Annotated in this window: 22 protein-coding genes; 19 read left to right on the top strand and 3 right to left on the bottom strand. The window is 72.2% G+C overall.

What is annotated here, in order from left to right:
* Positions 1-18: 18 nt before the first annotated feature.
* Entirely contained in the window at positions 19-933 is a 915-nt protein-coding gene (locus F8274_RS09510; protein WP_225853696.1) for an AAA family ATPase, read from the bottom strand.
* A 222-nt stretch (positions 934-1,155) separates the two neighbouring features.
* On the opposite strand from F8274_RS09510, the gene rpmE reads away from it, so the two are divergent.
* Positions 1,156-1,380: a 50S ribosomal protein L31 gene (gene rpmE / locus F8274_RS09515; protein WP_091262200.1), complete on the top strand. Its 225-nt coding sequence runs from the start codon at positions 1,156-1,158 to the stop codon at positions 1,378-1,380.
* A 118-nt stretch (positions 1,381-1,498) separates the two neighbouring features.
* On the top strand, positions 1,499-2,587 hold the full coding sequence (prfA, locus tag F8274_RS09520; protein ID WP_151461921.1) for a peptide chain release factor 1: 1,089 nt from the start codon (positions 1,499-1,501) through the stop codon (positions 2,585-2,587).
* Between the two features lie 22 nt (positions 2,588-2,609).
* On the opposite strand, the gene F8274_RS09525 is transcribed toward prfA, so the two are convergent.
* The gene (locus F8274_RS09525; RefSeq protein ID WP_151461922.1) at positions 2,610-4,163 is read right to left on the bottom strand and encodes a diguanylate cyclase; all 1,554 of its coding nucleotides are present in this window, start codon (positions 4,161-4,163) and stop codon (positions 2,610-2,612) included.
* Between the two features lie 73 nt (positions 4,164-4,236).
* Here F8274_RS09525 and prmC point away from each other — a divergent pair, with 73 nt between their 5' ends.
* From prmC to F8274_RS09545, 4 genes are all read left to right on the top strand, one after another.
* Positions 4,237-5,184: a peptide chain release factor N(5)-glutamine methyltransferase gene (gene prmC / locus F8274_RS09530; protein WP_192579766.1), complete on the top strand. Its 948-nt coding sequence runs from the start codon at positions 4,237-4,239 to the stop codon at positions 5,182-5,184.
* Positions 5,184-5,828: an L-threonylcarbamoyladenylate synthase gene (locus tag F8274_RS09535; protein WP_151461941.1), complete on the top strand. Its 645-nt coding sequence runs from the start codon at positions 5,184-5,186 to the stop codon at positions 5,826-5,828. The genes prmC and F8274_RS09535 overlap by 1 nt, the downstream gene beginning before the upstream one ends.
* Positions 5,829-6,440: a phosphotyrosine protein phosphatase gene (locus tag F8274_RS09540; protein ID WP_151461923.1), complete on the top strand. Its 612-nt coding sequence runs from the start codon at positions 5,829-5,831 to the stop codon at positions 6,438-6,440.
* A 112-nt stretch (positions 6,441-6,552) separates the two neighbouring features.
* Complete coding sequence (locus F8274_RS09545) at positions 6,553-8,664, top strand: transglycosylase domain-containing protein (protein WP_151461924.1); 2,112 nt, start codon at positions 6,553-6,555, stop codon at positions 8,662-8,664.
* A 9-nt stretch (positions 8,665-8,673) separates the two neighbouring features.
* Here F8274_RS09545 and F8274_RS09550 read toward each other — a convergent pair whose 3' ends face one another.
* Complete coding sequence (locus tag F8274_RS09550) at positions 8,674-10,143, bottom strand: SDR family oxidoreductase (protein WP_151461925.1); 1,470 nt, start codon at positions 10,141-10,143, stop codon at positions 8,674-8,676.
* Between the two features lie 35 nt (positions 10,144-10,178).
* Between F8274_RS09550 and glyA the strand changes: the two genes are divergently transcribed.
* The 13 genes from glyA (at position 10,179) to F8274_RS09615 (ending at position 21,154) form a co-directional block, all read left to right on the top strand.
* Entirely contained in the window at positions 10,179-11,468 is a 1,290-nt protein-coding gene (gene glyA, locus F8274_RS09555) for a serine hydroxymethyltransferase (protein ID WP_151461926.1), read from the top strand.
* Positions 11,461-11,892: a hypothetical protein gene (locus F8274_RS09560; protein WP_151461927.1), complete on the top strand. Its 432-nt coding sequence runs from the start codon at positions 11,461-11,463 to the stop codon at positions 11,890-11,892. The genes glyA and F8274_RS09560 overlap by 8 nt, the downstream gene beginning before the upstream one ends.
* A 174-nt stretch (positions 11,893-12,066) precedes the next feature.
* On the top strand, positions 12,067-12,303 hold the full coding sequence (locus F8274_RS09565) for a hypothetical protein (protein WP_151461928.1): 237 nt from the start codon (positions 12,067-12,069) through the stop codon (positions 12,301-12,303).
* 11 nt (positions 12,304-12,314) lie between these two features.
* A complete protein-coding gene (atpB, locus tag F8274_RS09570; protein ID WP_151461929.1) occupies positions 12,315-13,112 on the top strand; it encodes a F0F1 ATP synthase subunit A in 798 nt (265 codons plus the stop codon).
* A gap of 68 nt (positions 13,113-13,180) precedes the next feature.
* Positions 13,181-13,417: a F0F1 ATP synthase subunit C gene (locus F8274_RS09575; protein ID WP_151461930.1), complete on the top strand. Its 237-nt coding sequence runs from the start codon at positions 13,181-13,183 to the stop codon at positions 13,415-13,417.
* A 28-nt stretch (positions 13,418-13,445) separates the two neighbouring features.
* Positions 13,446-13,985, top strand: a complete 540-nt coding sequence (locus tag F8274_RS09580; RefSeq protein WP_151461931.1) for a F0F1 ATP synthase subunit B — start codon at positions 13,446-13,448, stop codon at positions 13,983-13,985.
* Complete coding sequence (locus tag F8274_RS09585; protein ID WP_151461932.1) at positions 13,985-14,806, top strand: F0F1 ATP synthase subunit delta; 822 nt, start codon at positions 13,985-13,987, stop codon at positions 14,804-14,806. Before F8274_RS09580 ends, F8274_RS09585 begins: the two co-directional genes overlap by 1 nt.
* 85 nt (positions 14,807-14,891) lie before the next feature.
* Positions 14,892-16,544, top strand: a complete 1,653-nt coding sequence (atpA, locus tag F8274_RS09590; protein WP_151461933.1) for a F0F1 ATP synthase subunit alpha — start codon at positions 14,892-14,894, stop codon at positions 16,542-16,544.
* 2 nt (positions 16,545-16,546) lie between these two features.
* Positions 16,547-17,476 (top strand): F0F1 ATP synthase subunit gamma, encoded by a 930-nt coding sequence (locus F8274_RS09595; protein ID WP_151461934.1) that lies wholly within the window; start codon positions 16,547-16,549, stop codon positions 17,474-17,476.
* The gene (gene atpD / locus F8274_RS09600; RefSeq protein ID WP_151461935.1) at positions 17,476-18,912 is read left to right on the top strand and encodes a F0F1 ATP synthase subunit beta; all 1,437 of its coding nucleotides are present in this window, start codon (positions 17,476-17,478) and stop codon (positions 18,910-18,912) included. Before F8274_RS09595 ends, atpD begins: the two co-directional genes overlap by 1 nt.
* Before the next feature lie 216 nt (positions 18,913-19,128).
* The gene (locus tag F8274_RS09605; RefSeq protein ID WP_151461936.1) at positions 19,129-20,271 is read left to right on the top strand and encodes an LCP family protein; all 1,143 of its coding nucleotides are present in this window, start codon (positions 19,129-19,131) and stop codon (positions 20,269-20,271) included.
* Positions 20,272-20,407: 136 nt separating this feature from the next.
* Positions 20,408-20,686: a F0F1 ATP synthase subunit epsilon gene (locus F8274_RS09610; protein ID WP_091318756.1), complete on the top strand. Its 279-nt coding sequence runs from the start codon at positions 20,408-20,410 to the stop codon at positions 20,684-20,686.
* Positions 20,687-20,698: 12 nt separating this feature from the next.
* Complete coding sequence (locus F8274_RS09615) at positions 20,699-21,154, top strand: DUF2550 domain-containing protein (protein WP_151461937.1); 456 nt, start codon at positions 20,699-20,701, stop codon at positions 21,152-21,154.
* Positions 21,155-21,163: the final 9 nt, after the last annotated feature.

Below are 21,163 nucleotides of genomic sequence, written 5' to 3' on the forward strand. Positions count from 1 at the left end.
CCCGCCGGCGGGCGCGCGTCAGAAGTCGCCCTCGGCGACCTGGAAGACCGTCAGGTCGAGTGAGCGCCACATCCGGACCACCTGCTGCCGGTCGTCGAAGACCCCGACCACCCGGTACCGGTCCTTGATCTCCCGCTCGTAGATCTCCCGCTTGACGACGGCGTCCTTGCGGTGGTCGCCGACCGCCCGCAGGTGCAGCGCCAGGTAGGGCACCCGGACGTGCCGGGCCAGCCAGGCCTCCGTGTCGGCCCGGGCCGAGGCGTCCCGGCCCGAGCAGAAGACCACCCCGTGCCCGGCCGCGTGCATGGCCCGCACCGCCGCGATCACCGCCTCGTTCGGCGCGTCCTCGCCGACCCGGGTCATGTCGTACGGGCTGCGCGACACGGTCAACGCCACCGTGCCGTCGATGTCGACAAGCACGATGTCGGGGCGCTCGGCGGCCTCCCGCTCGACCCGGGCCGGGCTGCCGGTCGGTGCGGTCGGCACCGGCAGCGGTAACGGGCGGTTCGCCAGGTAGCGCTCGTGCAGCCGGCGGATCGCGGCCTCGCCGACCCGGTCCACCTCGGGGCGCGCGGCGTCCCGGCGCAGGCACTCCTCCAGCGGGACGTCGGTGAAGTCGTGCACCTCGAACGCCGCGCCGTACCGGGCGGCCAGCTCGGCCCAGTCCCGCAGGGTGCGCGAGCGCAGGTTGGTGTCGTCGACGCAGACACTCACCCGGGCCGCCAGCAGCGTCTCCACCTGGGCCCGCTGCGCCCGGGTGACCTGCCCCTCGGCCCACTGGGTGAAGAGCCGCTCGCCGTGCATCATCCGGCGCAGGTCGTCGCGGTTGACCCGGACCACGCCGGGCTGGAGCCGCCGGGCGAAGGTGGTCTTGCCGGAGGCGGGCAGCCCGCGGGTGGCGATCAGGCGGAACATCCCGTACCTCCCGTTCATGCCTCTGCAGTCTCCACGAATGCCCGCGGGACGGGCGGGAATGCGTACGGGGAGGTGAGCGTTGCGTCTGCCGGACCTGGTGTGCGGCCCGCTCGACGGGTCGGTGGAAGCCCATGGCACACTGGTCAATCGGCCACCGGTTCCGGTTCACGCCCGAGCCCGTCGTGACGACGGGGAGCACGACGGCGACCCGGCGACCACCGACGAAAGGACCGAGGCGACATGAAGCCCAACATCCACCCGGAGTACGTGACCACCGAGGTCCGCTGCTCCTGCGGCAACACGTTCACGACCCGCAGCACCGCCAAGGGCGGTTCGATCAGCGTCGAGACCTGCAGCGCCTGCCACCCGTTCTACACGGGCAAGCAGCGCGTGCTGGACACCGCCGGTCGGGTCGCGAAGTTCCAGCAGAAGTACGCCAAGGTTCAGGCCAAGAAGGCCAAGTAGCTCCGTCGACGACGCCCGTGTCCGGCTCCGTGCCGGGCGCGGGCGTTCGTCCGTTTTTGCCCGTTTCCGCCCGGCCCCGCCCGGTCGTCGTCGTTGTCGTCGAAGGAGCATCCGCAGCATGAGCAGTGAGCGCCTGGCCGCCCTCCTCGACGAGTACGCCGAGCTGGAGCGGCGGCTGGCCGACCCCGCCATCCACGCCGACCAGGGCACCGCCCGGCGGGTCGGCCGGCGCTACGCGGAGCTGGTCCCGCTGCACAAGGCCGCCGGCGAGCTGGAGGAGGCGCGGGCCGACCTGGCCGCCGCCCGCGAGCTGGCCGCCGAGGACCCGGCCTTCGCCGCCGAGGCCGACGCCATCGCGGCGTCCCTGCCGGCGCTGGAGGAGCGGCTGGCCGAGCTGCTCATCCCGCGCGACCCCCACGACGCCAAGGACGTCATCGTCGAGATCAAGGCCGGCGAGGGCGGCGAGGAGTCGGCGCTGTTCGCCGGCGACCTGCTGCGGATGTACACCCGCTACGCCGAGCGGCGCGGCTGGGTAACCGAGGTGATCGACGCGCAGGACTCCGACCTCGGCGGGGTCAAGGACGTCTCCCTGGCGATCAAGACCAAGGGCGTGCCGGAGGGCGGCAACGGGGTCTGGTCCCGGCTCAAGTGGGAGGGCGGCGTGCACCGGGTGCAGCGCGTCCCGGTCACCGAGTCGCAGGGCCGGATCCACACCAGCGCGGCCGGCGTCCTCGTGCTGCCCGAGGCCGAGGACGTGGACGTCACCATCGACCCGAACGACCTGCGGATCGACGTGTTCCGCTCGTCCGGGCCGGGCGGCCAGTCGGTCAACACCACCGACTCGGCGGTCCGGATCACCCACGTGCCCACCGGCATCGTGGTGTCCTGCCAGAACGAGAAGTCGCAGCTGCAGAACCGCGAGCAGGCCATGCGGATCCTGCGGGCCCGGCTGCTCGCCGCGGCTCAGGAGCAGGCCGACGCGGCCGCCTCGGACGCGCGCAAGGCGCAGGTGCGCACCGTGGACCGGTCGGAGCGGATCCGCACCTACAACTTCCCGCAGAACCGGATCACCGACCACCGGATCGGCTACACGGCGTACAACCTCGACCTGGCGCTGGCGGGCGAGCTGGACGGGGTGCTCGACGCCCTGGGTGAGGCCGACCGCGCCGCCCGGCTGGCCGGCGAAACCGAGCTGGCCCGGCGCTGACCCGGGGCCGGGCGCCCCGCGCTCAGGAGGCGCGCAGGCGGTCCTTGGCGCGCAGCATCTCCCGGTCGGCCAGCTCGAAGGCGGCGCCCAGCGCCTCCCGGACGCTCATCCCGGCGCCCCCGTCGACCTCGGCGAAGCCGATGCTCACGCCGACCGGGGTGCCGGGGACCAGCGACTCCCAGTCCTCGGTGTGCACGGCGGCCTGGATCCGCCGGGCCACCTCGGCCGCCTCCGCCATGCCGGTCTCCGGCAGCACCACGACGAACTCGTCCCCGCCGTAGCGGGACACGAAGTCGCCCCGCCGCATCACCCGGTTGATCACCCCGGCGATGCGTTGCAGCACCAGGTCGCCGGAGTGGTGCCCGTGCCGGGTGTTGACGGCCTTGAACCCGTCGAGGTCGCAGACGGCGATCACCACCCGCTCGCCCCGGGCCACCACCGCGCCGATGTAGCGCTCCAGCCGGCGCCGGTTCGGCAGCCCGGTGAGCGGGTCGGTGAGGGCCTCGCCCTCGTAGCGCGCGGCCTCGCGGCGCATCTCCTCGTGGTCGATCCGGGCGGCGATGCCGTCGATGTAGACGTCCCGCAGCCGGTCGCTGCGCTGCGCGGCCAGTCGGAACGCGTGCCGGTCGGCCCGGTGCGCGGCGGCGTGGTCACCGGCCCGGGTGAGCGCGACGCTGCGTAGCCGGGGCGCCTCGGCGGCGCCGAGCGTCTCGTCGGAGACCCGGATGGTGTCCAGCCGGGTGACCGCCTCGATCGGCCGGCCCTCGGCGACGGCCAGGCAGACCTGGCCGAGCTGGCGCAGGTCGCGGGCGCGGGCGCTGTCCCCGCCGTGCCCGAGCAGCCGGGCCGGGTCGGCGTCCCCGCCGGAGTCCACCCGGTCGCCGAGCGCCGCCCGGCGGGCCGCCGCGTAGCCGTAGGCGGCCAGGCTGCTCGGCCGGAGGCTGCCGGCGCGCCCGCGGCGCAGGAACCGGGCCAGGTCGCCGGCCACGTCGCGGAGCACCCGCAGGCAGCCGTCGCTGTCGCCGTTGTGGTCCAGCGCCACCGCGTTGCGCAGCCGGATGCCGGGCGCCGCGAAGGTCTCCTCGGGGATGCCGGCGGTCAGCCCCACCTGCCGGGCGCGTTCGATCGCGCCGAGCGCGTGGCCGTGGAAGCTCAGGTAGGAGTAGGCCATCGCCAGGTCGTGCCAGCCCCAGGCGGTGTCCCGGTCCGGGTCGTCGTCGGCGCCCAGCGCCCGCGCCGATCGGACCAGGTGGGTGACGCAGCGGTCCAGCGCGCCCTGGTGGTGCGCGGCGAGCGCGGCGAGGGCGTTGAGGTGCCCGTGCAGGTAGGGCTCGGCCAGGTCCCTGACGGCGGCGGAGGCGTCCTCGATGGCCCGGGTGAACTCCGCCGTGCGACCGAGATTGATCAGCGCGGAGAGGCGCTGCACCAGGGCGTCCGCCCGCGCGCACGGGTCGCCGGTGGTGCGGATGACCCGGTCCAGCAGCGCGCACGCCTCCGCCGAGCGGCTGACCTCCTGCAACGCCCGGGCGCGCCGGAGGGCGTCAACCTGGTCCTCGACCCGGTCGAGCCAGCCCACTCGCGACCTCCTGTCGGTGTGCTCCCGGACGCACCCGCTCGTGAGGTGACCCGCGACGCTTCATGATTATGTCGTGACCTCCCTCCCGCAACACCCGTCCAAAGGGTCAGAACGCGAGCGCCCCTCACTGGTGGTCGCCCGGGCCGCCCGCGCCCTGGCCGCGGCGGGTGTGGAGGCGGCCCGCGCCGAGGCGGAGCAGCTGGCCGCGTACGTGCTGGACGTGCCGCGCGGCCGGCTGGCGCTGGCCGACGGCTTCACCCCGGCGCAGCGCGACCGCCTCGACACGCTGGTCGAGCGGCGGGTCGCCCGGGAACCGCTCCAGCACCTCACCGGCACCGCCGGCTTCCGCCACCTGGAGCTGGCGGTCGGCCCGGGCGTCTTCGTGCCCCGGCCGGAGACCGAACTGCTCGCCGGCTGGGGGATCGCGCAGGCGGGCCGGTCGGCCGCCCCGCTGGTCGTGGACCTGTGCAGCGGGTCCGGCGCGATCGCCCTGGCCGTCGCCCAGGAGCTGCCGTCGGCGCGGGTGGTGGCCGTGGAACGGTCCCCGGCGGCGCTGGACTGGCTGCGGCGCAACGCCGCCGGGCGGGCCGCGGCCGGGGACCGGCCGATCGAGGTGGTCGCCGCCGACGTGACCGATCCCGCGCTCCTGGCCGACCTGGTGGGCCGGGTCGACGTACTGCTCTGCAACCCGCCGTACGTGCCCCGGTCGGTGGTGGTGGCCCCCGAGGTGGCCGGCCACGACCCGGACGAGGCGGTGTTCGGCGGCGCGGACGGGCTGGACGTGATCCGCCCGGTGGTGGGCCGGGCCGCCACGCTGCTGCGCCCCGGCGGCGTGCTCGGCGTCGAGCACGACGACACCCACGCCACGGCGGTGCCCGCGCTGCTCGCCGCCGACGGCCGGTACGAGCGGGTCGAGGAGCACCGTGACCTCGTCGGGCGGCCCCGCTGGGCGACCGCGTCCCGCCGGGCGGACGGCCAGCACGCCGACGCCGCCCCGGCGTGGCAGACTGGCTCCTCGTGATGCTCTACGACTGCCGGTCGCCGGCAGACCGGGACCGCGGCATCGAGGCGGCCATCGAGGCGGTCAAGAACGGGGAACTCGTCGTCCTGCCGACCGACACGGTCTACGGCGTCGGCGCCGACGCCTTCACCCCGTACGCGGTCAAGGCCCTCGCGGACGCCAAGGGCGGCGCGCGGCAGGCGCCGCCGGTGCTGATCGGTTCCCGGCACACCCTCGACGGCCTGGTCTTCTCGCTGCCCCGCTCGGCCCGCGAGCTGGTCGAGGCGTTCTGGCCGGGCGCGCTGACCATCGTGGTGGAGCACTCGCCGAGCCTGGCCTGGGACCTGGGCGACTCCAGCGGCACGGTGGCGGTGCGGATGCCGCTGCATCCGGTGGCCCTGGAGGTGCTGCGCGAGACCGGGCCCATGGCGGTGGCCTCGGCCAACAAGGTGGGCCAGCCCGCGGCGCTCACCGCCGAGGAGGCCCGCGACCAGCTCGGTTACGGCGTCCGCGCCTACCTGGAGGCCGGCCCGGCGCTCGACCCGGTGCCGAGCACCATCGTCGACCTGACCGGCGAGGTGCCCCGCGTGCTGCGCCAGGGCGCGGTGACGCTGGAGAAGCTGCGCGACGTGGTGTCGGACATCCTCGACGAGCGGGGGGTCTGAGTGCCGCCGTTCACCGTGCTGCACGTCTGCATGGGCAACATCTGCCGGTCCCCGATGGCCGAGCGCCTGCTGGTGCTGGCCGTCCGGGAGAGGTTGGGCCGGCTGGGCGCCGACCCGGCCCGCTCCGACGAGCTGGTGCACAGCCACAGCGCCGGCACCGGCGGCTGGCACGCCGGCGAGGAGATGAACCCGCCGGCCGCCCGGCAGGTGACCTCGCGCGGCGGCGCGGTGGACGGGTTTGCTGCCCGCCGGCTCCGCTCCGACCTCATCGACGCCGCCGACCTGGTCCTCACCGCCACCGCCGACCAGCACGAGTACGTGGTGGCGCTGCGCCCGGACGCGGCTGGGCGGACCTTCGTGCTGGGTGAGTTCGGCCGGCTGCTCGGCGCGCTGGACCGGGCCGGGCTGCCTCCGGTGGAGGCCACCCCCGACGCGGTATACGCCCGGGGCGTGGCGCTGGTGGTGGCGGCGGACTCGGCCCGGCAGGGCACGACCGCGCTGCCCACCGACGACCTCGACGACCCCTGGGGTCGCGGCGACCAGTGCTTCAGCCGGGTGGCCGACGAGATCGAGGAGACCGTCCAGCCGCTGGCCGCCGCGCTGCTCCCCTGAGGTTCATCCTTTCTCGCGAACTTCCTGCGCGTTTCGCCGAAGATGGCGGTTAAACCGCCGATTCCGGTCATTCTGAACGGGTCTGTACGGCCGGCTCCTGCGGGGAGAGCTGATGAACCGGGCCCATCTCAACAAGCTGTTCACCGTCCTGCTCGCCGGCGTACTCGCCGGACTGGCCCTGGCCGCCGCCGCGCTGCCGGCGGCGCTCGTCTTCGGGCTCGGCTTCAAGAACCTGATGCCCTACGCCGCGCTGCCGGAGTCGCTGAAGACGCCGCAGCCGGCCCAGCGTTCCAACCTCTACGCCAGCGACGGCCGCACGCTGATCACCTCGTTCTACACCGAGGACCGGGTGGACGTGCCGGTCGGCGAGGTGGCGCCCGTGATGCGCCAGGCCATCGTGGCCGCCGAGGACGTCCGGTTCTACCAGCACCACGGCGTCGACGTGCGCGGCGTGGCGCGGGCCTTCACGGCCAACCGGCGGGAGGGCACCCGGCAGGGCGCCTCCACGCTGACCATGCAGTACGTGCGCAACGCGCTGGCCGGTGACCCCCGGCTCACCGAGGAGCAGCGGGCCAGGGCCACCGAGATCACCCTCGGCCGCAAGATCCGCGAGATGCGGTACGCGCTGGCCCTGGAACGCCGGATCAGCAAGGACGAGATCCTCGGCCGCTACCTGAACATCGCCTACTTCGGCGCCGGCGCGTACGGCATCGCGGCGGCCAGCAAGCGCTACTTCTCCACCACGCCCGCCAAGCTCACCCTGGCCCAGTCGGCGCTGCTCGCCGGGCTGGTCCGGTCACCCGACACCGACGACCCGATCAACGGTGACGCCGACTCGGCGCTGGGCCGCCGGGCGTACGTGCTGGACCGGATGGTGGAGACCGGCCAGGTGGCCGAGGCGGACGCCGCCCGGGCCAGGGCCGAGCAGCTCAACCTCAAGCCCAGCGCCACCCCGAACGACTGCACCGCGGTGCCCGCTGCGCACAACGACTGGGGCTTCTTCTGCGACTGGTTCACCCAGTGGTGGAACGCCCAGCCCGCCTTCGGCAAGACGGTCGACGAGCGGCAGCGCACGCTGCGCCGGGGCGGCTGGTCGATCGTGTCCTCCCTCGACGCGGACGTGCAGGCGAAGGCCATCGAGCAGGTGCTGCGGATCTATCCGAACACCAACCAGCGGGCCGCGCCGACCGCGGTGGTGCAGCCGGGCACCGGCCGGGTGCTCGCCATGGCGGTGAACCGCGCCTACAGCGTGGCCCCGAACCCGACCGCCGGGCAGAACTACCCGAACACGGTCAACCAGCTGGTCGCCGGCGGTGCGGGCATCGAGGGCTACCAGGCCGGCTCGACCTTCAAGCTCTTCGCCGTCCTGGCCGCGCTGGAGTCCGGCCTGCCGCTGAACACCGAGTTCGACGCTCCCGGCGTCTTCGTCACCCGGTACCCGATCGACGGCGGCCCGGCGAGCTGCGGCGGCCACTGGTGCCCGGAGAACGCCAACCCGGCGTGGATGGACGGCGACCGCACCATGTGGGACGCGTTCGGCCGGTCGGTGAACACCTACTTCGCCTGGCTGACCGAGCGGGTCGGCGCCGACCGGGTGGTGGAGATGGCCCAGCGGCTGGGCATCGTGTTCCGCTCACCGGAGGACGCCAAGCTGGCCCGGGACGGCGCGAAGAACTGGGGACCGTTCACCCTGGGGGTCTCCTCCACCACCCCGCTCGACCTGGCCAACGCCTACGCCACGGTGGCCGCCGAGGGCACCTGGTGCCGGCCCACCCCGATCACCTCGATCAGCGACCCGACCGGCCGGAAGGTGGCCGCCGGCAACCCGGACTGCCGGCAGGTGCTCGACACCGAGGTGGCCCGGGCGGCGACGGACGCGGCCCGCTGCCCGGTCGGTGACCAGTCGATGTACCGCCGCTGCGACGGCGGCACCGCCGAGGAGCTCCAGCCGGGGCTGCGCCGGCCGCTGGCCGGCAAGACCGGCAGTTCGGAGCGGAACGCCACGGAGACCGTGGTCGCCTTCACGCCGCAGCTCGCCGTGGCGACCATCGCCGCGAACCCGGACAACCCCCGGGACGCCGTGGGCGGCGGGGTCCAGGTCCGCCAGATCGAGGCCGTGGGCCGCCTCCTCGCGTGGGCGTTGCGCGACCAGCCTGTCCTGGACTTCGTCCCGCCGAGCCAGACGGTGGCCTTCGAGCGCACCAGCCCGCGCACCGGCAACTGACCGCCGGGGTCAGCGGGGACCGGTCCGCTCGGCGCCGCGGGCGATGTTGCGGGCCATGCCGCCGAAGATGACGGCGTGGAACGGGGTGACCGAGGCCCAGTAGAGGTGGCCGGGGAGGCCGTGGGGGAGGAAGACGGCGCGCTGGACGTACCGGCTGCGGCCGTCGCCGGCCGGCTCGACCCGCATCTCCAGCCAGGCGCGGCCGGGCAGCCGCATCTCGGCGCGCAGCCGCAGCAGCTCCCCGGGGACGATCTCCTCGACCCGCCAGAAGTCCAGCGCCTCGCCGACCTGGAGGCGGTGCGGGTCGCGCCGGCCCCGGCGCAGCCCCACCCCGCCGATGAGCCGGTCCAGCCAGCCCCGCACCGACCAGGCCAGCGGGAACGAGTACCAGCCGTGCTCGCCGCCGACCCCCTCGACGACCCGCCACAGGGCCGCCGTCGGGGCGTCCACCGCCCGATCCCGCACGTCGCTGTACGCCGTCCCGCCGGACCACTGCGGATCGCTGGGCAGCGGCTCGGCCGGAGCATCCGGCCCGCTCGCCGTCGACCACCGGGTCTCGACCTGGCCGTCGCGGACCTTCGCCAGCGCCAGGGCGACCGACTCGTCGAAGCCGGTCAGCCCGCCGGGCGGGTCCGGCACGTACCGCGCGATGTCGTGCTCGCCGGCGACCGCCTCGTGGACCAGGCTCTCCACCAGCGGCCGGGCGATCGAGTTCGGCACCGGCGTCACCCAGCCCACCCAGTAGGAGGAGAGCGCCGGGGTCAGCGGCCGCACCGGCAGGATCACCCGGCGGCGCAGCCCGGCGACCCGCGCGTACCGCTGCATCATCTGCTGGAAGGTGAGCACCTCCGGGCCGCCGATGTCGAACCCCCGGTTCACCTCGGGCGGCAGGTCGACGCAGCCGACCAGGTAGCGCAGCACGTCGCGGACGGCGATCGGCTGGATGCGGTTACGCACCCAGCGCGGGGTGACCATGCCCGGCAGCCGCTCGGTCAGGTGTCGCAGCATCTCGAAGGAGGCGGAGCCGGACCCGATGATCACCGCGGCCCGCAGCACGGCCGTCGGCACCCCGCTGTCCAGGAGGATCCGGCCGACCTCCGCGCGCGACCGCAGGTGCGGCGACGGGACCTTGCGGTCCGCCGCCGGCTCCGGCCCGCCCAGATAGACGATCCGGCGTACGCCCGCGGCGCGGGCCGCGGCCGCGAAGTTGACCGCGGCCTCCCGGTCGGCCGCCTCGAAGCTTCGCTGGCCGAGCGAGTGGACCAGGTAGTACGCCACGTCCACGCCCTCGAACGCGGCCGGCAGCGTGTCCGGCCGGCGCAGGTCGCCCTCGGCGATCTCGGCCCGGGACGCCCACGGCACGTCGCGCAGCTTTCCCGCCTTGCGGGCCAGGCAGCGGACGGTGTGCCCGTCGGCCAGCAACCGGGGCGCGAGGCGGCCGCCGATGTAACCCGTGGCGCCGGTGACGAGGCATCTCACAGCTCCCAGTCTGCGGCTCCGTAGACTCCTTCGCTGTGGAGAACGCGAGGGACACCTTCTGGGGGCCGGACTTCCAGCAGCTCAGCGCCGCCGATCCGGAGATCGCCGAGGTGGTGCTGGGGGAGTTGGCGCGGCTGCGCGGCGGCCTGCAACTGATCGCCAGCGAGAACCTCACCTCGCCGGCGGTGCTGGCCGCCCTGGGCTCCACCCTGACCAACAAGTACGCCGAGGGCTACCCGGGCCGCCGCTACTACGGCGGCTGCGCCGAGGTGGACCGCGCCGAGGAACTCGGCATCGCCCGGGCGAAGGAGCTGTTCGGCGCCGAGCACGCCAACCTCCAGCCGCACTCCGGCGCGAGCGCCAACCTGGCCGCGTACGCCGCCCTGGTGCAGCCCGGCGACACCGTGCTGGCCATGGACCTGCCGCACGGTGGGCACCTCACCCACGGCAGCCGGGTGAACTTCTCCGGCAAGTGGTTCCACCCGGTTGGCTACACCGTCCGGCCGGACAGCGAGCTGATCGACTACGACGAGGTGCGCGACCTGGCCCTGGCGCACCGGCCGAAGCTCATCATCTGCGGCGCGACGGCGTACCCGCGGCTCATCGACTTCGCCCGGTTCCGGGCGATCGCCGACGAGGTCGAGGCCTACCTCATGGTGGACGCGGCGCACTTCATCGGTCTGGTCGCCGGCCGGGCGATCCCCTCCCCGGTCCCGCACGCCGACGTGGTCACCTGCACCACCCACAAGGTGCTGCGCGGCCCGCGCGGGGGCATGATCCTCTGCCGGGAGTCGCTGGCCGCCCGGATCGACAAGGCCGTCTTCCCGTTCACCCAGGGCGGCCCGCTGATGCACGCGGTCGCCGCCAAGGCGGTCGCCCTGCGCGAGGCCGCCCAGCCCGAGTTCCGGGCGTACGCCTCCCAGGTGGTCAGCAACGCCCAGGCGCTCGCCGACGGCCTCGCAGCCGAGGGCATGCGGCCGGTGTCCGGCGGCACCGACACCCACCTGGCCCTGATCGACCTGCGGGAGACCGGGGTGACCGGCGCCGCGGCCGAGGCGCGCTGCGACGCCGCCGGCATCACGCTGAACAAGAACGCCATCCCGTACGACCCGCAGAAGCCGATGGTCGCCTCCGGCATCCGGGTCGGCACGCCGAGCGTCACCACCCAGGGCATGCGCGAGGGCGAGATGCGCCGGATCGCCACGCTGATCGCCCGGGCGGTGCGCACCGACCCGGAGTCGACCGGGGGCGCGGACGAGCTGGGCCGGATCGCCGGCGACGTGACCGAGCTGGTCGGGGCCTTCCCGGCGTACCCCCGTGGCTGAGCCTGGGACGCGCGCGGCGGAGGCGGTCGCGGACCGGGGCTGGCGGCTGCGCCACCTGCCGGTGCTGGTGGTCGCCTCGGTGCTGATGGCCGCCGTGGCGGCGGTGGCCGGCGGGCTGGCCCGGGGCGCGGACGGCGCGCTCGGCGCGGCGGCCGGGGTGGCCGTCACCGCCGTCAGCTACACGCTCACCACGGTCGTGCTGGCCTGGGCGGACGCCCGGGATCCCCAGCTCGTGCTGCCGTTCGGGCTGGGTGTCTACATCGCCAAGATGACCCTGCTCGGTGGGGTGATGGTGCTGGTCGCGTCGACCGGCTGGCCGGGGCTCGTCCCGTTCGCCCTGGGCATCGCCGCGGGCGTGGTGGTCTGGACCGGGGTGCACATCTGGTGGCTGGCCACGGTGCACGCCCGCCGCGTCCACGGCTGATCCGTCCCAACCTGCGGACGGCACGCCGGGGTGTCCACGATCGGTCATTCTCTCAGTGGCGGGAGGGGAGTAGCGTGCCTCCAGACGACTTCGCCCGCCCGTGTCCCACACAACAAGGTTGTGCGGGGGGTGAGGCACAGCCTCTTCGGCTCGACTGATATCGTTCGCCCCGTCATGGCCGGTGACCAGAAACCCCCCAGCACTGGCGGCCCGGGCGACGATCCGTCCGGTGCCGGCCAGGGTTGGACCGCGCTCAGCTACCTCATCGGAGGCATGCTCGTGTGGGGCTTCATCGGCTGGCTGGTCGACCAGTGGCTCGACCTCGGCGGCATCGCCACCGGGATCGGCGTCGTGCTCGGCATGGCCGGGGGAATCATCCTGGTCGTCCGCCGACTCGGCACGCCTACTTAGGAAGGGACGCGGTGTTCGGACAGGCGAACGTCCTGGCTCAGGGCCAGGCGGAATTCCCACCCAGTGTGGAGGACTTCTACCTGCCCAGCATCCTGCCCTGGGGTGCGCACGACAACTACTGGTTCACCAAGATCACGCTGATGGTCTGGCTGGCCGTCGGGGTCCTGATCCTGTTCTTCCTGCTCAGCTACCGCAACCCCAAGCTGGTGCCGACGAAGAAGCAGTGGTTCGCCGAGTCGATCTACGGCTTCGTCCGGAACAACATCGCGGTCGACATGATCGGGCACGCGGGGGTGCGGTTCGCGCCGTACTTCACCACGCTCTTCTGCTTCATCCTGCTGACCAACGCGTTCGCGATCATCCCGTTCTTCCAGATCTCGCCGAACTCGCACATCGCGTTCCCGGCCTTCCTCGCCGTGATCAGCTACGTGATGTTCAACTGGATCGGCATCCGGCACCACGGCTTCGTCAAGTACTTCAAGAACTCCCTGATCCCGCCGGCGCCCTGGTACATCCTGCCGCTGCTGATCCCGATCGAGTTCTTCTCGACGTTCCTGGTCCGGCCGTTCTCGCTGGCCGTCCGTCTCTTCGCGAACATGTTCGCCGGCCACATGCTCCTGCTGGTCTTCACGCTCGGCGGCTTCGCCATGATCAGCGCCAACGCCTGGCTGGCGCCGGTCTCGGTGCTGTCCTGGGTGATGACGATCGCGCTGACCTTCCTCGAGTTCCTGGTGATCTGTCTGCAGGCGTACGTCTTCACGGTGCTGACCGCCAGCTACGTGCAGGGTGCGCTCGCCGAAGAGCACTGATCCACACTTTCGCACCAACCGTTGTCGTCCCGCGTGACCGTCACGCGTGATAACCAGGAGGAACCGCAATGAGCATCCTTGCCGAGGTAACGGGCAGCACCGCTGCCATCGGTTACGGCCTGGCCGCCATCGGCCCGGGCATCGGCGTGGGCCTGGTCTTCTCGGCCTACATCCAGTCGACGGCCCGCCAGCCGGAGTCGTCCCGGATGACCCTCCCGTACGTCTGGATCGGCTTCGCCGTCATCGAGGCGCTCGCGCTGCTGGGCATCGCCTTCGGCTTCATCTGGGCCGGCACCGCCGCCTGATCCACCCCCTCTGACCGGGAGGTTTCCCATGTACTTCCTCGCCGCTGAGGGTGGTGAAGCGGTCCACAACCCGATCATTCCCGCCTGGGAAGAGATCGTGGTCGGTGGCATCGCCTTCATCGTGCTCTGCTTCGTGCTGATGAAGTTCGTCTTCCCGCGCATGGAGCAGACGTTCCAGGCCCGGGTCGACGCGATCGAGGGCGGCATCAAGCGCGCCGAGGCCGCCCAGGCCGAGGCGAACCAGCTGCTCGAGCAGTACCGGGCCCAGCTCGCGGAGGCGCGTACCGACGCCGCCAAGATCCGCGACGACGCCCGGGCCGACGCCGAGGGCATCCGCCAGGACATCCTCGCCAAGGCGCGCGAGGAGTCCGACCGGATCATCGCGGCCGGCAAGGAGCAGCTCGCCGCGGAGCGGGCCACCATCGTGCGCGAGCTGCGCACCGAGGTGGGCACCATCGCGGTCGACCTGGCCAGCCGGATCGTCGGTGAGTCGCTCGCCGACGAGGCGCGTCGCAAGGGCACCGTCGACCGGTTCCTGAGCGGTCTCGAGAGCACGGGGGCCCGCTGATGCAGGCCGCCAGCCGGGAGTCGTACAAGGTCGCGGCGGACCGCCTCGACGAGTACGCCCGCGGCGCGGAGCCGTCGGCGGTGTCCACCACCGCCGACGACATCCTCTCCGTCGCCGCCCTGCTGCGGCGCGAGCCGCGGCTGCGCCGGGCGCTCTCCGACTCGGCCCGGTCCGGGTCGGACCGGGCCGGCCTGCTCGGCGAGATGCTGCGCGGCAAGATCGGCGCCGACGCGCTCGACCTGCTCGCCTCGCTGGTCTCCGGCCGCTGGTCGGCGCCGTCGGAACTGCTCGACGGCGCCGAGCGGCTGGGCGTCGAGGCGCTCCTGGCGAGCGCCGACAAGGCCGGCGAGCTGGGCGAGGTCGAGGACGAGCTGTTCCGTTTCGGGCAGGTCGTCTCCGGCTCCCCGGAGCTGTCCAACGTGCTCTCCGACCAGATGACCCCTGCCGCGCAGCGGGCCACCCTGGCCGACCAACTGCTCGCCGACAAGGCCCGGCCGATCACCGGTTACCTCGTCGGGGCCGCGCTCGCCGGCTTCGGGGGACGCTCCTTCACCGGTGCGCTCACCCGGCTGGTCGAGCTCGCCGCGGACCGGCGGGACCGCCAGGTCGCGTACGTGACCGTGGCGGCTCCGCTGAGTGACGAGGAGGAGCGACGCCTGGGTGCCCGCCTCTCGGAGATGTACGGTCGGGAGGTGTCCGTCAAGCAGACGGTGAACCCCGACGTGCTCGGCGGGGTGAGTGTCCGGGTCGGTTCCGACCTGTACGACGGCACCGTCCTGCGCCGCCTGAACGAGACCCGCAACGCGCTCGCGAAGCGCTGATCAGCGACTGAGCAGCCCTGATTCGATGCCATCGGACCGGTCGGTACTAGGTATCCCGGGCCCCTGATACTTAAGGAAGCAGAGGATGGCCGAGCTGACCATCTCGACGGAGGAGATCCGCGGCGCCCTGGAGCGCTACGTCTCCTCCTACACGGCCGACGTCTCCCGCGAGGAGGTCGGCACCGTCGCCGACACCGGTGACGGCATCGCCCACGTCGAGGGCCTGCCCTCGACCAAGACCAACGAGCTCCTGGAGTTCGAGGACGGCACGCTCGGCGTGGCGCTGAACCTCGACGTCCGGGAGATCGGTGTCGTCGTTCTCGGTGACTCCGCCAACCTGGAGGAGGGGCAGCGGGTCAAGCGCACCGACCGGGTGCTCTCCGTGCCGGTCGGCGACGCGTTCCTCGGCCGCGTGGTCAACGCGCTCGGCCAGCCGATCGACGGCCTCGGCGACATCGCCGACGAGGGCTACCGCGAGCTGGAGCTCCAGGCTCCGAACGTGATGTCGCGGCAGTCGGTCTTCGAGCCGCTGCAGACCGGCATCAAGGCGATCGACGCCATGACGCCGATCGGCCGGGGCCAGCGGCAGCTGATCATCGGTGACCGGAAGACCGGCAAGACCACGGTCGCCCTGGACGCCATCCTCAACCAGCGAGAGAACTGGCGCTCCGGCGACCCGAAGAAGCAGGTCCGCTGCATCTACGTCGCCATCGGCCAGAAGGCCTCCACGATCGCTTCGATCAAGGGCCAGCTGGAAGAGGCGGGCGCGATGGAGTACACCACCATCGTGGCCTCCCCGGCGTCCGACCCGGCCGGCTTCAAGTACATCGCCCCGTACACCGGCTCGTCCATCGGGCAGCACTGGATGTACGGCGGCAAGCACGTCCTGATCGTCTTCGACGACCTGAGCAAGCAGGCCGAGGCGTACCGGGCCGTGTCGCTGCTGCTGCGCCGCCCGCCGGGCCGCGAGGCCTACCCGGGTGACGTCTTCTACCTGCACTCCCGGCTGCTGGAGCGCTGCGCGAAGCTCTCCGACGAGCTGGGCGGCGGCTCGATGACCGGTCTGCCGATCATCGAGACGAAGGCGAACGACATCTCGGCGTTCATCCCGACCAACGTCATCTCCATCACCGACGGCCAGATCTTCCTCGAGACCGACCTGTTCAACCAGGGCGTCCGGCCGGCCATCAACGTCGGCACCTCGGTCTCCCGGGTCGGTGGCGCCGCGCAGGTGAAGCCGATGCGGAAGGTCGCCGGCTCGCTGCGGCTCAACCTGGCCCAGTACCGCGAGCTGGAGGCGTTCGCCGCCTTCGCCTCCGACCTGGACCGGGCCTCCCGGGCCCAGCTGGAGCGCGGGTCCCGCCTGGTCGAGCTGCTCAAGCAGCCGAACTACTCGCCGTACCCGGTGCAGGAGGAGGTCGTCTCCGTCTGGGCCGGCGTCGAGGGCAAGCTGGACGACATCCCGGTGGGCGAGGTGCGGCGCTTCGAGTCGGAGTTCCTCCAGTACCTCCGGCACAAGCACGAGGGCGTCCTGGCCGGCATCGCCGACAACAAGTGGGACGACGACATCATCGGCTCGCTGGACTCGGCCATCACCGAGTTCAAGAAGGTCTTCCTGGGCAAGGAGGACGAGGCCCGGATCAACGAGGCCCCGGCCGCGCCGCTCGAGGGCGAGGAGAACCGCGAGACGGTGACCCGCTTCCGCGACGGCTCGACCGACCGCCCGGCTGAGAGCTGACGATGGCCGCGCAGGTTCGCGTTCTTCGTCAACGGATCCGCTCGGCGAAGTCGATGAAGAAGATCACCAAGGCGATGGAGCTCGTCGCGACGAGCCGCATCGCCAAGGCCCAGGCCCGGGTGGAGGCTTCGCTTCCGTACGCCAGGGCCATCACCGGCGTGCTCACGGCGCTGGCCTCGAACGCGCGGATCGACCACCCGCTGCTCACCCCGCGCGAGCGGGTGCGGCGGGCCGGCGTCCTGCTCGTCACGGCCGACCGTGGCCTGGCCGGTGGTTACAGCACCAACGCGATCCGGACGGCCGAGTCGCTGATCGCCCGGCTGCAGGCCGACGGCAAGGAGCCGGTGCTCTACGTCATCGGCCGCAAGGGCGTGACGTACTACCGGTTCCGCAACCGGGACATCGCGGCGAGCTGGACGGGCTTCTCCGAGCAGCCGGGCTTCTCCGACGCCCGCGAAGTGGGCGAGACGCTGATCAAGGCGTTCTCGGCCGGCGCGGACGACGTGGAGGGCAACGCCGGGGCGGACGGGGTGCTCGGGATCGACGAGTTGCACATCGTCTACACCGAGTTCAAGTCCCTGATGACCCAGACGCCGGTCGCGAAGATCATCGGCCCGATGCAGGTCGAGGACCGGCCGCGGTCCGAGGGCCTGCTGCCGGCGTACGAGTTCGAGCCGGAGGCCGAGGCGCTGCTCGACGCGCTGCTGCCGAAGTACATCAACACGCGGATCTACGCGGCGTTGATCGAGTCGGCGGCCAGCGAGTCGGCGGCCCGGCGGCGTGCGATGAAGAGCGCCACCGACAACGCCGAAGAGATGATCGAGAAGTACACGCGTGAGATGAACACGGCCCGCCAGGCCGGGATCACCCAGGAGATCAGCGAGATCGTCGGCGGCGCGAACGCGCTGGCCGCGTCGGGAAGTGAAGTGTGATGACTGCCCCAGTAGAGACCAAGACGGCCACGGGTCGCGTGGTCCGGGTCATCGGCCCGGTCGTCGACGCCGAGTTCCCGCGCGACGCCATGCCGGCCCTGTTCAACGCCCTGCACGTGGACGTGACGCTCTCCGGCGGCCAGAAGACGCTGACCCTTGAGGTCGCCCAGCACCTGGGTGACAACATGGTCCGCGCCATCTCGATGCAGCCGACCGACGGCCTGGTCCGCGGCTCCGAGGTCCGGGACACTGGCTCGCCGATCACCGTGCCGGTGGGCGACGCGGTCAAGGGCCACGTGTTCAACGCGATCGGCGAGGTCCTCAACCTCACCGAGGGCGAGACGCTCACGCCCGACGACCACTGGGGCATCCACCGCAAGGCCCCGGCCTTCGCGGACCTGGAGCCGAAGACCGAGATGCTGGAGACCGGCATCAAGGTCATCGACCTGCTCGCCCCGTACGTCAAGGGCGGCAAGATCGGCCTGTTCGGCGGCGCGGGCGTGGGCAAGACGGTGCTCATCCAGGAGATGATCACCCGTGTCGCCCGGAACTTCGGTGGCACCTCGGTCTTCGCCGGCGTGGGTGAGCGCACCCGCGAGGGCAACGACCTCATCGCCGAGATGACCGAGTCCGGCGTCATCGACAAGACCGCGCTGGTCTACGGCCAGATGGACGAGCCGCCGGGCACCCGGCTGCGGGTCGCCCTCTCCGCGCTGACCATGGCGGAGTACTTCCGCGACGTGAAGAAGCAGGAGGTGCTGCTCTTCATCGACAACATCTTCCGCTTCACCCAGGCCGGTTCCGAGGTCTCCACGCTGCTCGGCCGCATGCCGAGCGCCGTGGGTTACCAGCCGACCCTGGCCGACGAGATGGGCGAGCTCCAGGAGCGGATCACCTCCGTCCGGGGCCAGGCCATCACCTCGATGCAGGCGATCTACGTGCCCGCCGACGACTACACCGACCCGGCGCCGGCCACCACGTTCGCCCACCTGGACGCGACCACCAACCTGGAGCGGTCGATCTCCGACAAGGGCATCTACCCGGCCGTGGACCCGCTGGCGTCCTCGTCCCGGATCCTCGCCCCGGAGTTCGTCGGCGCCGAGCACTTCCAGGTCGCCACCGAGGTGAAGCGGATCCTGCAGCGCTACAAGGACCTGCAGGACATCATCGCGATCCTCGGCATCGAGGAGCTCTCCGAGGAGGACAAGGTCACGGTGGGCCGGGCCCGCCGGATCGAGCGCTTCCTGTCGCAGAACACCTACGCCGCCGAGCAGTTCACCGGCGTGCCGGGCTCGACGGTCCCGATCAAGGAGACCATCGAGGCGTTCAAGAAGATCAGCGAGGGCGAGTACGACCACTTCCCCGAGCAGGCGTTCTTCATGTGCGGCGGTCTCGAGGACCTCGAGAAGAAGGCCAAGGAGCTGATGGAGGGCTGAGAGCCCGATCACACTCCACAGAGGCCGCCCCGACGGATGTCGGGGCGGCCTCTGCCTGTTCACGGCCCCTCGTCACCAGATGCCCGGTTCGCGGACAAGCGGTCCGCCATACCGCGCGGTACCGTTCGTGACACGACGTTCACATCATGGGCGTTGATCTCTGCAACGAAACGGATCCGTGCGCCCGTCTACCAGTCGTGGGCGTGACGATTGGAGATGCTCGTGGGTAAGGCCGGCACGGACCGCGGCAAGCGGTCCCGGTGGCGTGGCGTGCCGCGCTGGGCCCGGGTCTGCACCATCCTCGGCGTCGTCATGATGGTGCTCAGCGGCTCCGTGCTGGTGGGCTACCACGCGCTGGTCGCCCGCTACGAGGGCGCGGTCGGCAAGGGCGACCTCTTCGGTGACCAGGCAGCCGGGGCCAAGGAGAAGAAGAGCGACATCAAGGGCCCGCTGAACATCCTGCTGGTGGGCGTCGACCCCCGCAACGCGAAGGCCCGCCCGCTCGCCGACTCGATCATGATCCTGCACGTGCCGGCCGGCATGGACCGGGGCTACCTCTTCTCGCTCCCGCGCGACCTGCGGGTGGAGATCCCCGAGTTCACCAAGGCCGACTACGCCGGCGGCACCGACCGGATCAACGCCGCCATGTCGCACGGCAGCGTGGTGCCCGGGCAGAACCCCAGCGCGGCGCAGGGCTTCGAGCTGCTCGCCAGGACCGTGCAGGAGGTCACCGGGATCGAGCGCTTCGACGCCGGGGCGATCATCAACTTCACCGGCTTCAAGAAGATCGTCGACGCCATGGGCGGCGTCGACATGACCATCGAGCGCGAGGTCAAGTCCGAGCACCTGCAGCCGGACGGCACGCCGCGCCAGCTCAAGCCGGGCGGCGGGGGCTACCTCGGCCCGCAGGCCGTCTACAAGAAGGGCAACGCCCACCTCAAGGGCTGGCAGGCGCTGGACTACGTCCGGCAGCGCTACCCGAAGAACGGCGTGCCCGACGCCGACTACGGCCGGCAGCGGCACCAGCAGCAGTTCGTCAAGGCGATGGTGAGCCAGGCGTTCAGCGCCGACGTGGTGGCCAACCCGGTGAAGCTGGACCGGGTGCTCCGCGCGGCCGGCCAGTCGCTGGTCTTCAACGGCCGGGGCAACAGCGTGGTCGACTTCGCCCTCGCCCTCAAGGGCATCCGGGCCGACTCGATCGAGACGATCAAGCTGCCCGGCGGCCCGGTCGAGACGAGCCGGGGCTACCAGGGCGAGCGGCTGCTGCCGCCCGCCGAGGACTTCTTCACGGCCCTGCACAACGAGCAGGTCGACGCGTTCCTGCTGGAGCACCCCGACTTCAAGCAGAAGAGCAAGTAGCGTGAGCGCCAACGGGCCCCGGCGGTGGCCGGGGCCCGTTGACGTGATCGTGGCGCAGCTCTCGCCACCCGCGTTGGGTGGGCTCCGGGGGCGCGACTAGACTTTCGGCAATCCGCCGCCGCAGCAAGGAGACAGCGTGGCACAGCAGCTTCACGTCGAGCTCGTAGCCGTCGAGGAGAAGGTCTGGTCCGGCGAGGCCGAAATGGTCGTCGCCCGCACGACCGAAGGTGAGCTGGGTGTGCTGCCGGGGCACGCGCCCCTGCTCGGCCAGCTCGCGGAGCCCAGCCAGGTCCGCATCAAGCAGGCCGGCGGCGAGCAGCTCGCGTACGACGTGGCGGGCGGTTTCCTGTCGGTGTCCGGTGAGGGCGTGACCGTCCTCGCCGAGAGCGCCACCCCGGCCACTCCGGCCCGCTGAGCCGACCCGCCGATGGAGATCGTGGAAGGGATCGGAATCGGCGTAGCGGTCATCGCCGCGGCGCTTCTGATCCTCTTCATCCGGCGGGCCCTGTTCACCCGCAGCGGTGGCATCATCCGGCTCAGCGTCCGGGTGTCCACGATCCTCGACGGCCGAGGCTGGTCACCCGGCTTCGGCCGTTTCGTCGGCGACGAACTCCGCTGGTACCGCATGTTCAGCTTCGCCCTGCGTCCCAAGCGGGTGCTCTCCCGCAAGACGCTCGCCGTGGAGCGGCGCCGACTGCCCGAGGGCCAGGAACGGCTCTCCATGCCGGCCGACTGGGTGATCGTGCGCTGCACCAGCAACCACGCCCCGGTCGAGATCGCCATGGCACGTTCCACGGTCACCGGTTTCCTCTCCTGGCTCGAGGCCGCCCCACCCGGGGCGGCCTCGCCGCGTCTGGCCTCCCAGGACTGGCCCGCCGCCTGACCCCGCCCG

The sequence above is a fragment of the Micromonospora sp. AMSO31t genome (assembly GCF_008868175.1).
GTDB lineage: Bacteria > Actinomycetota > Actinomycetes > Mycobacteriales > Micromonosporaceae > Micromonospora.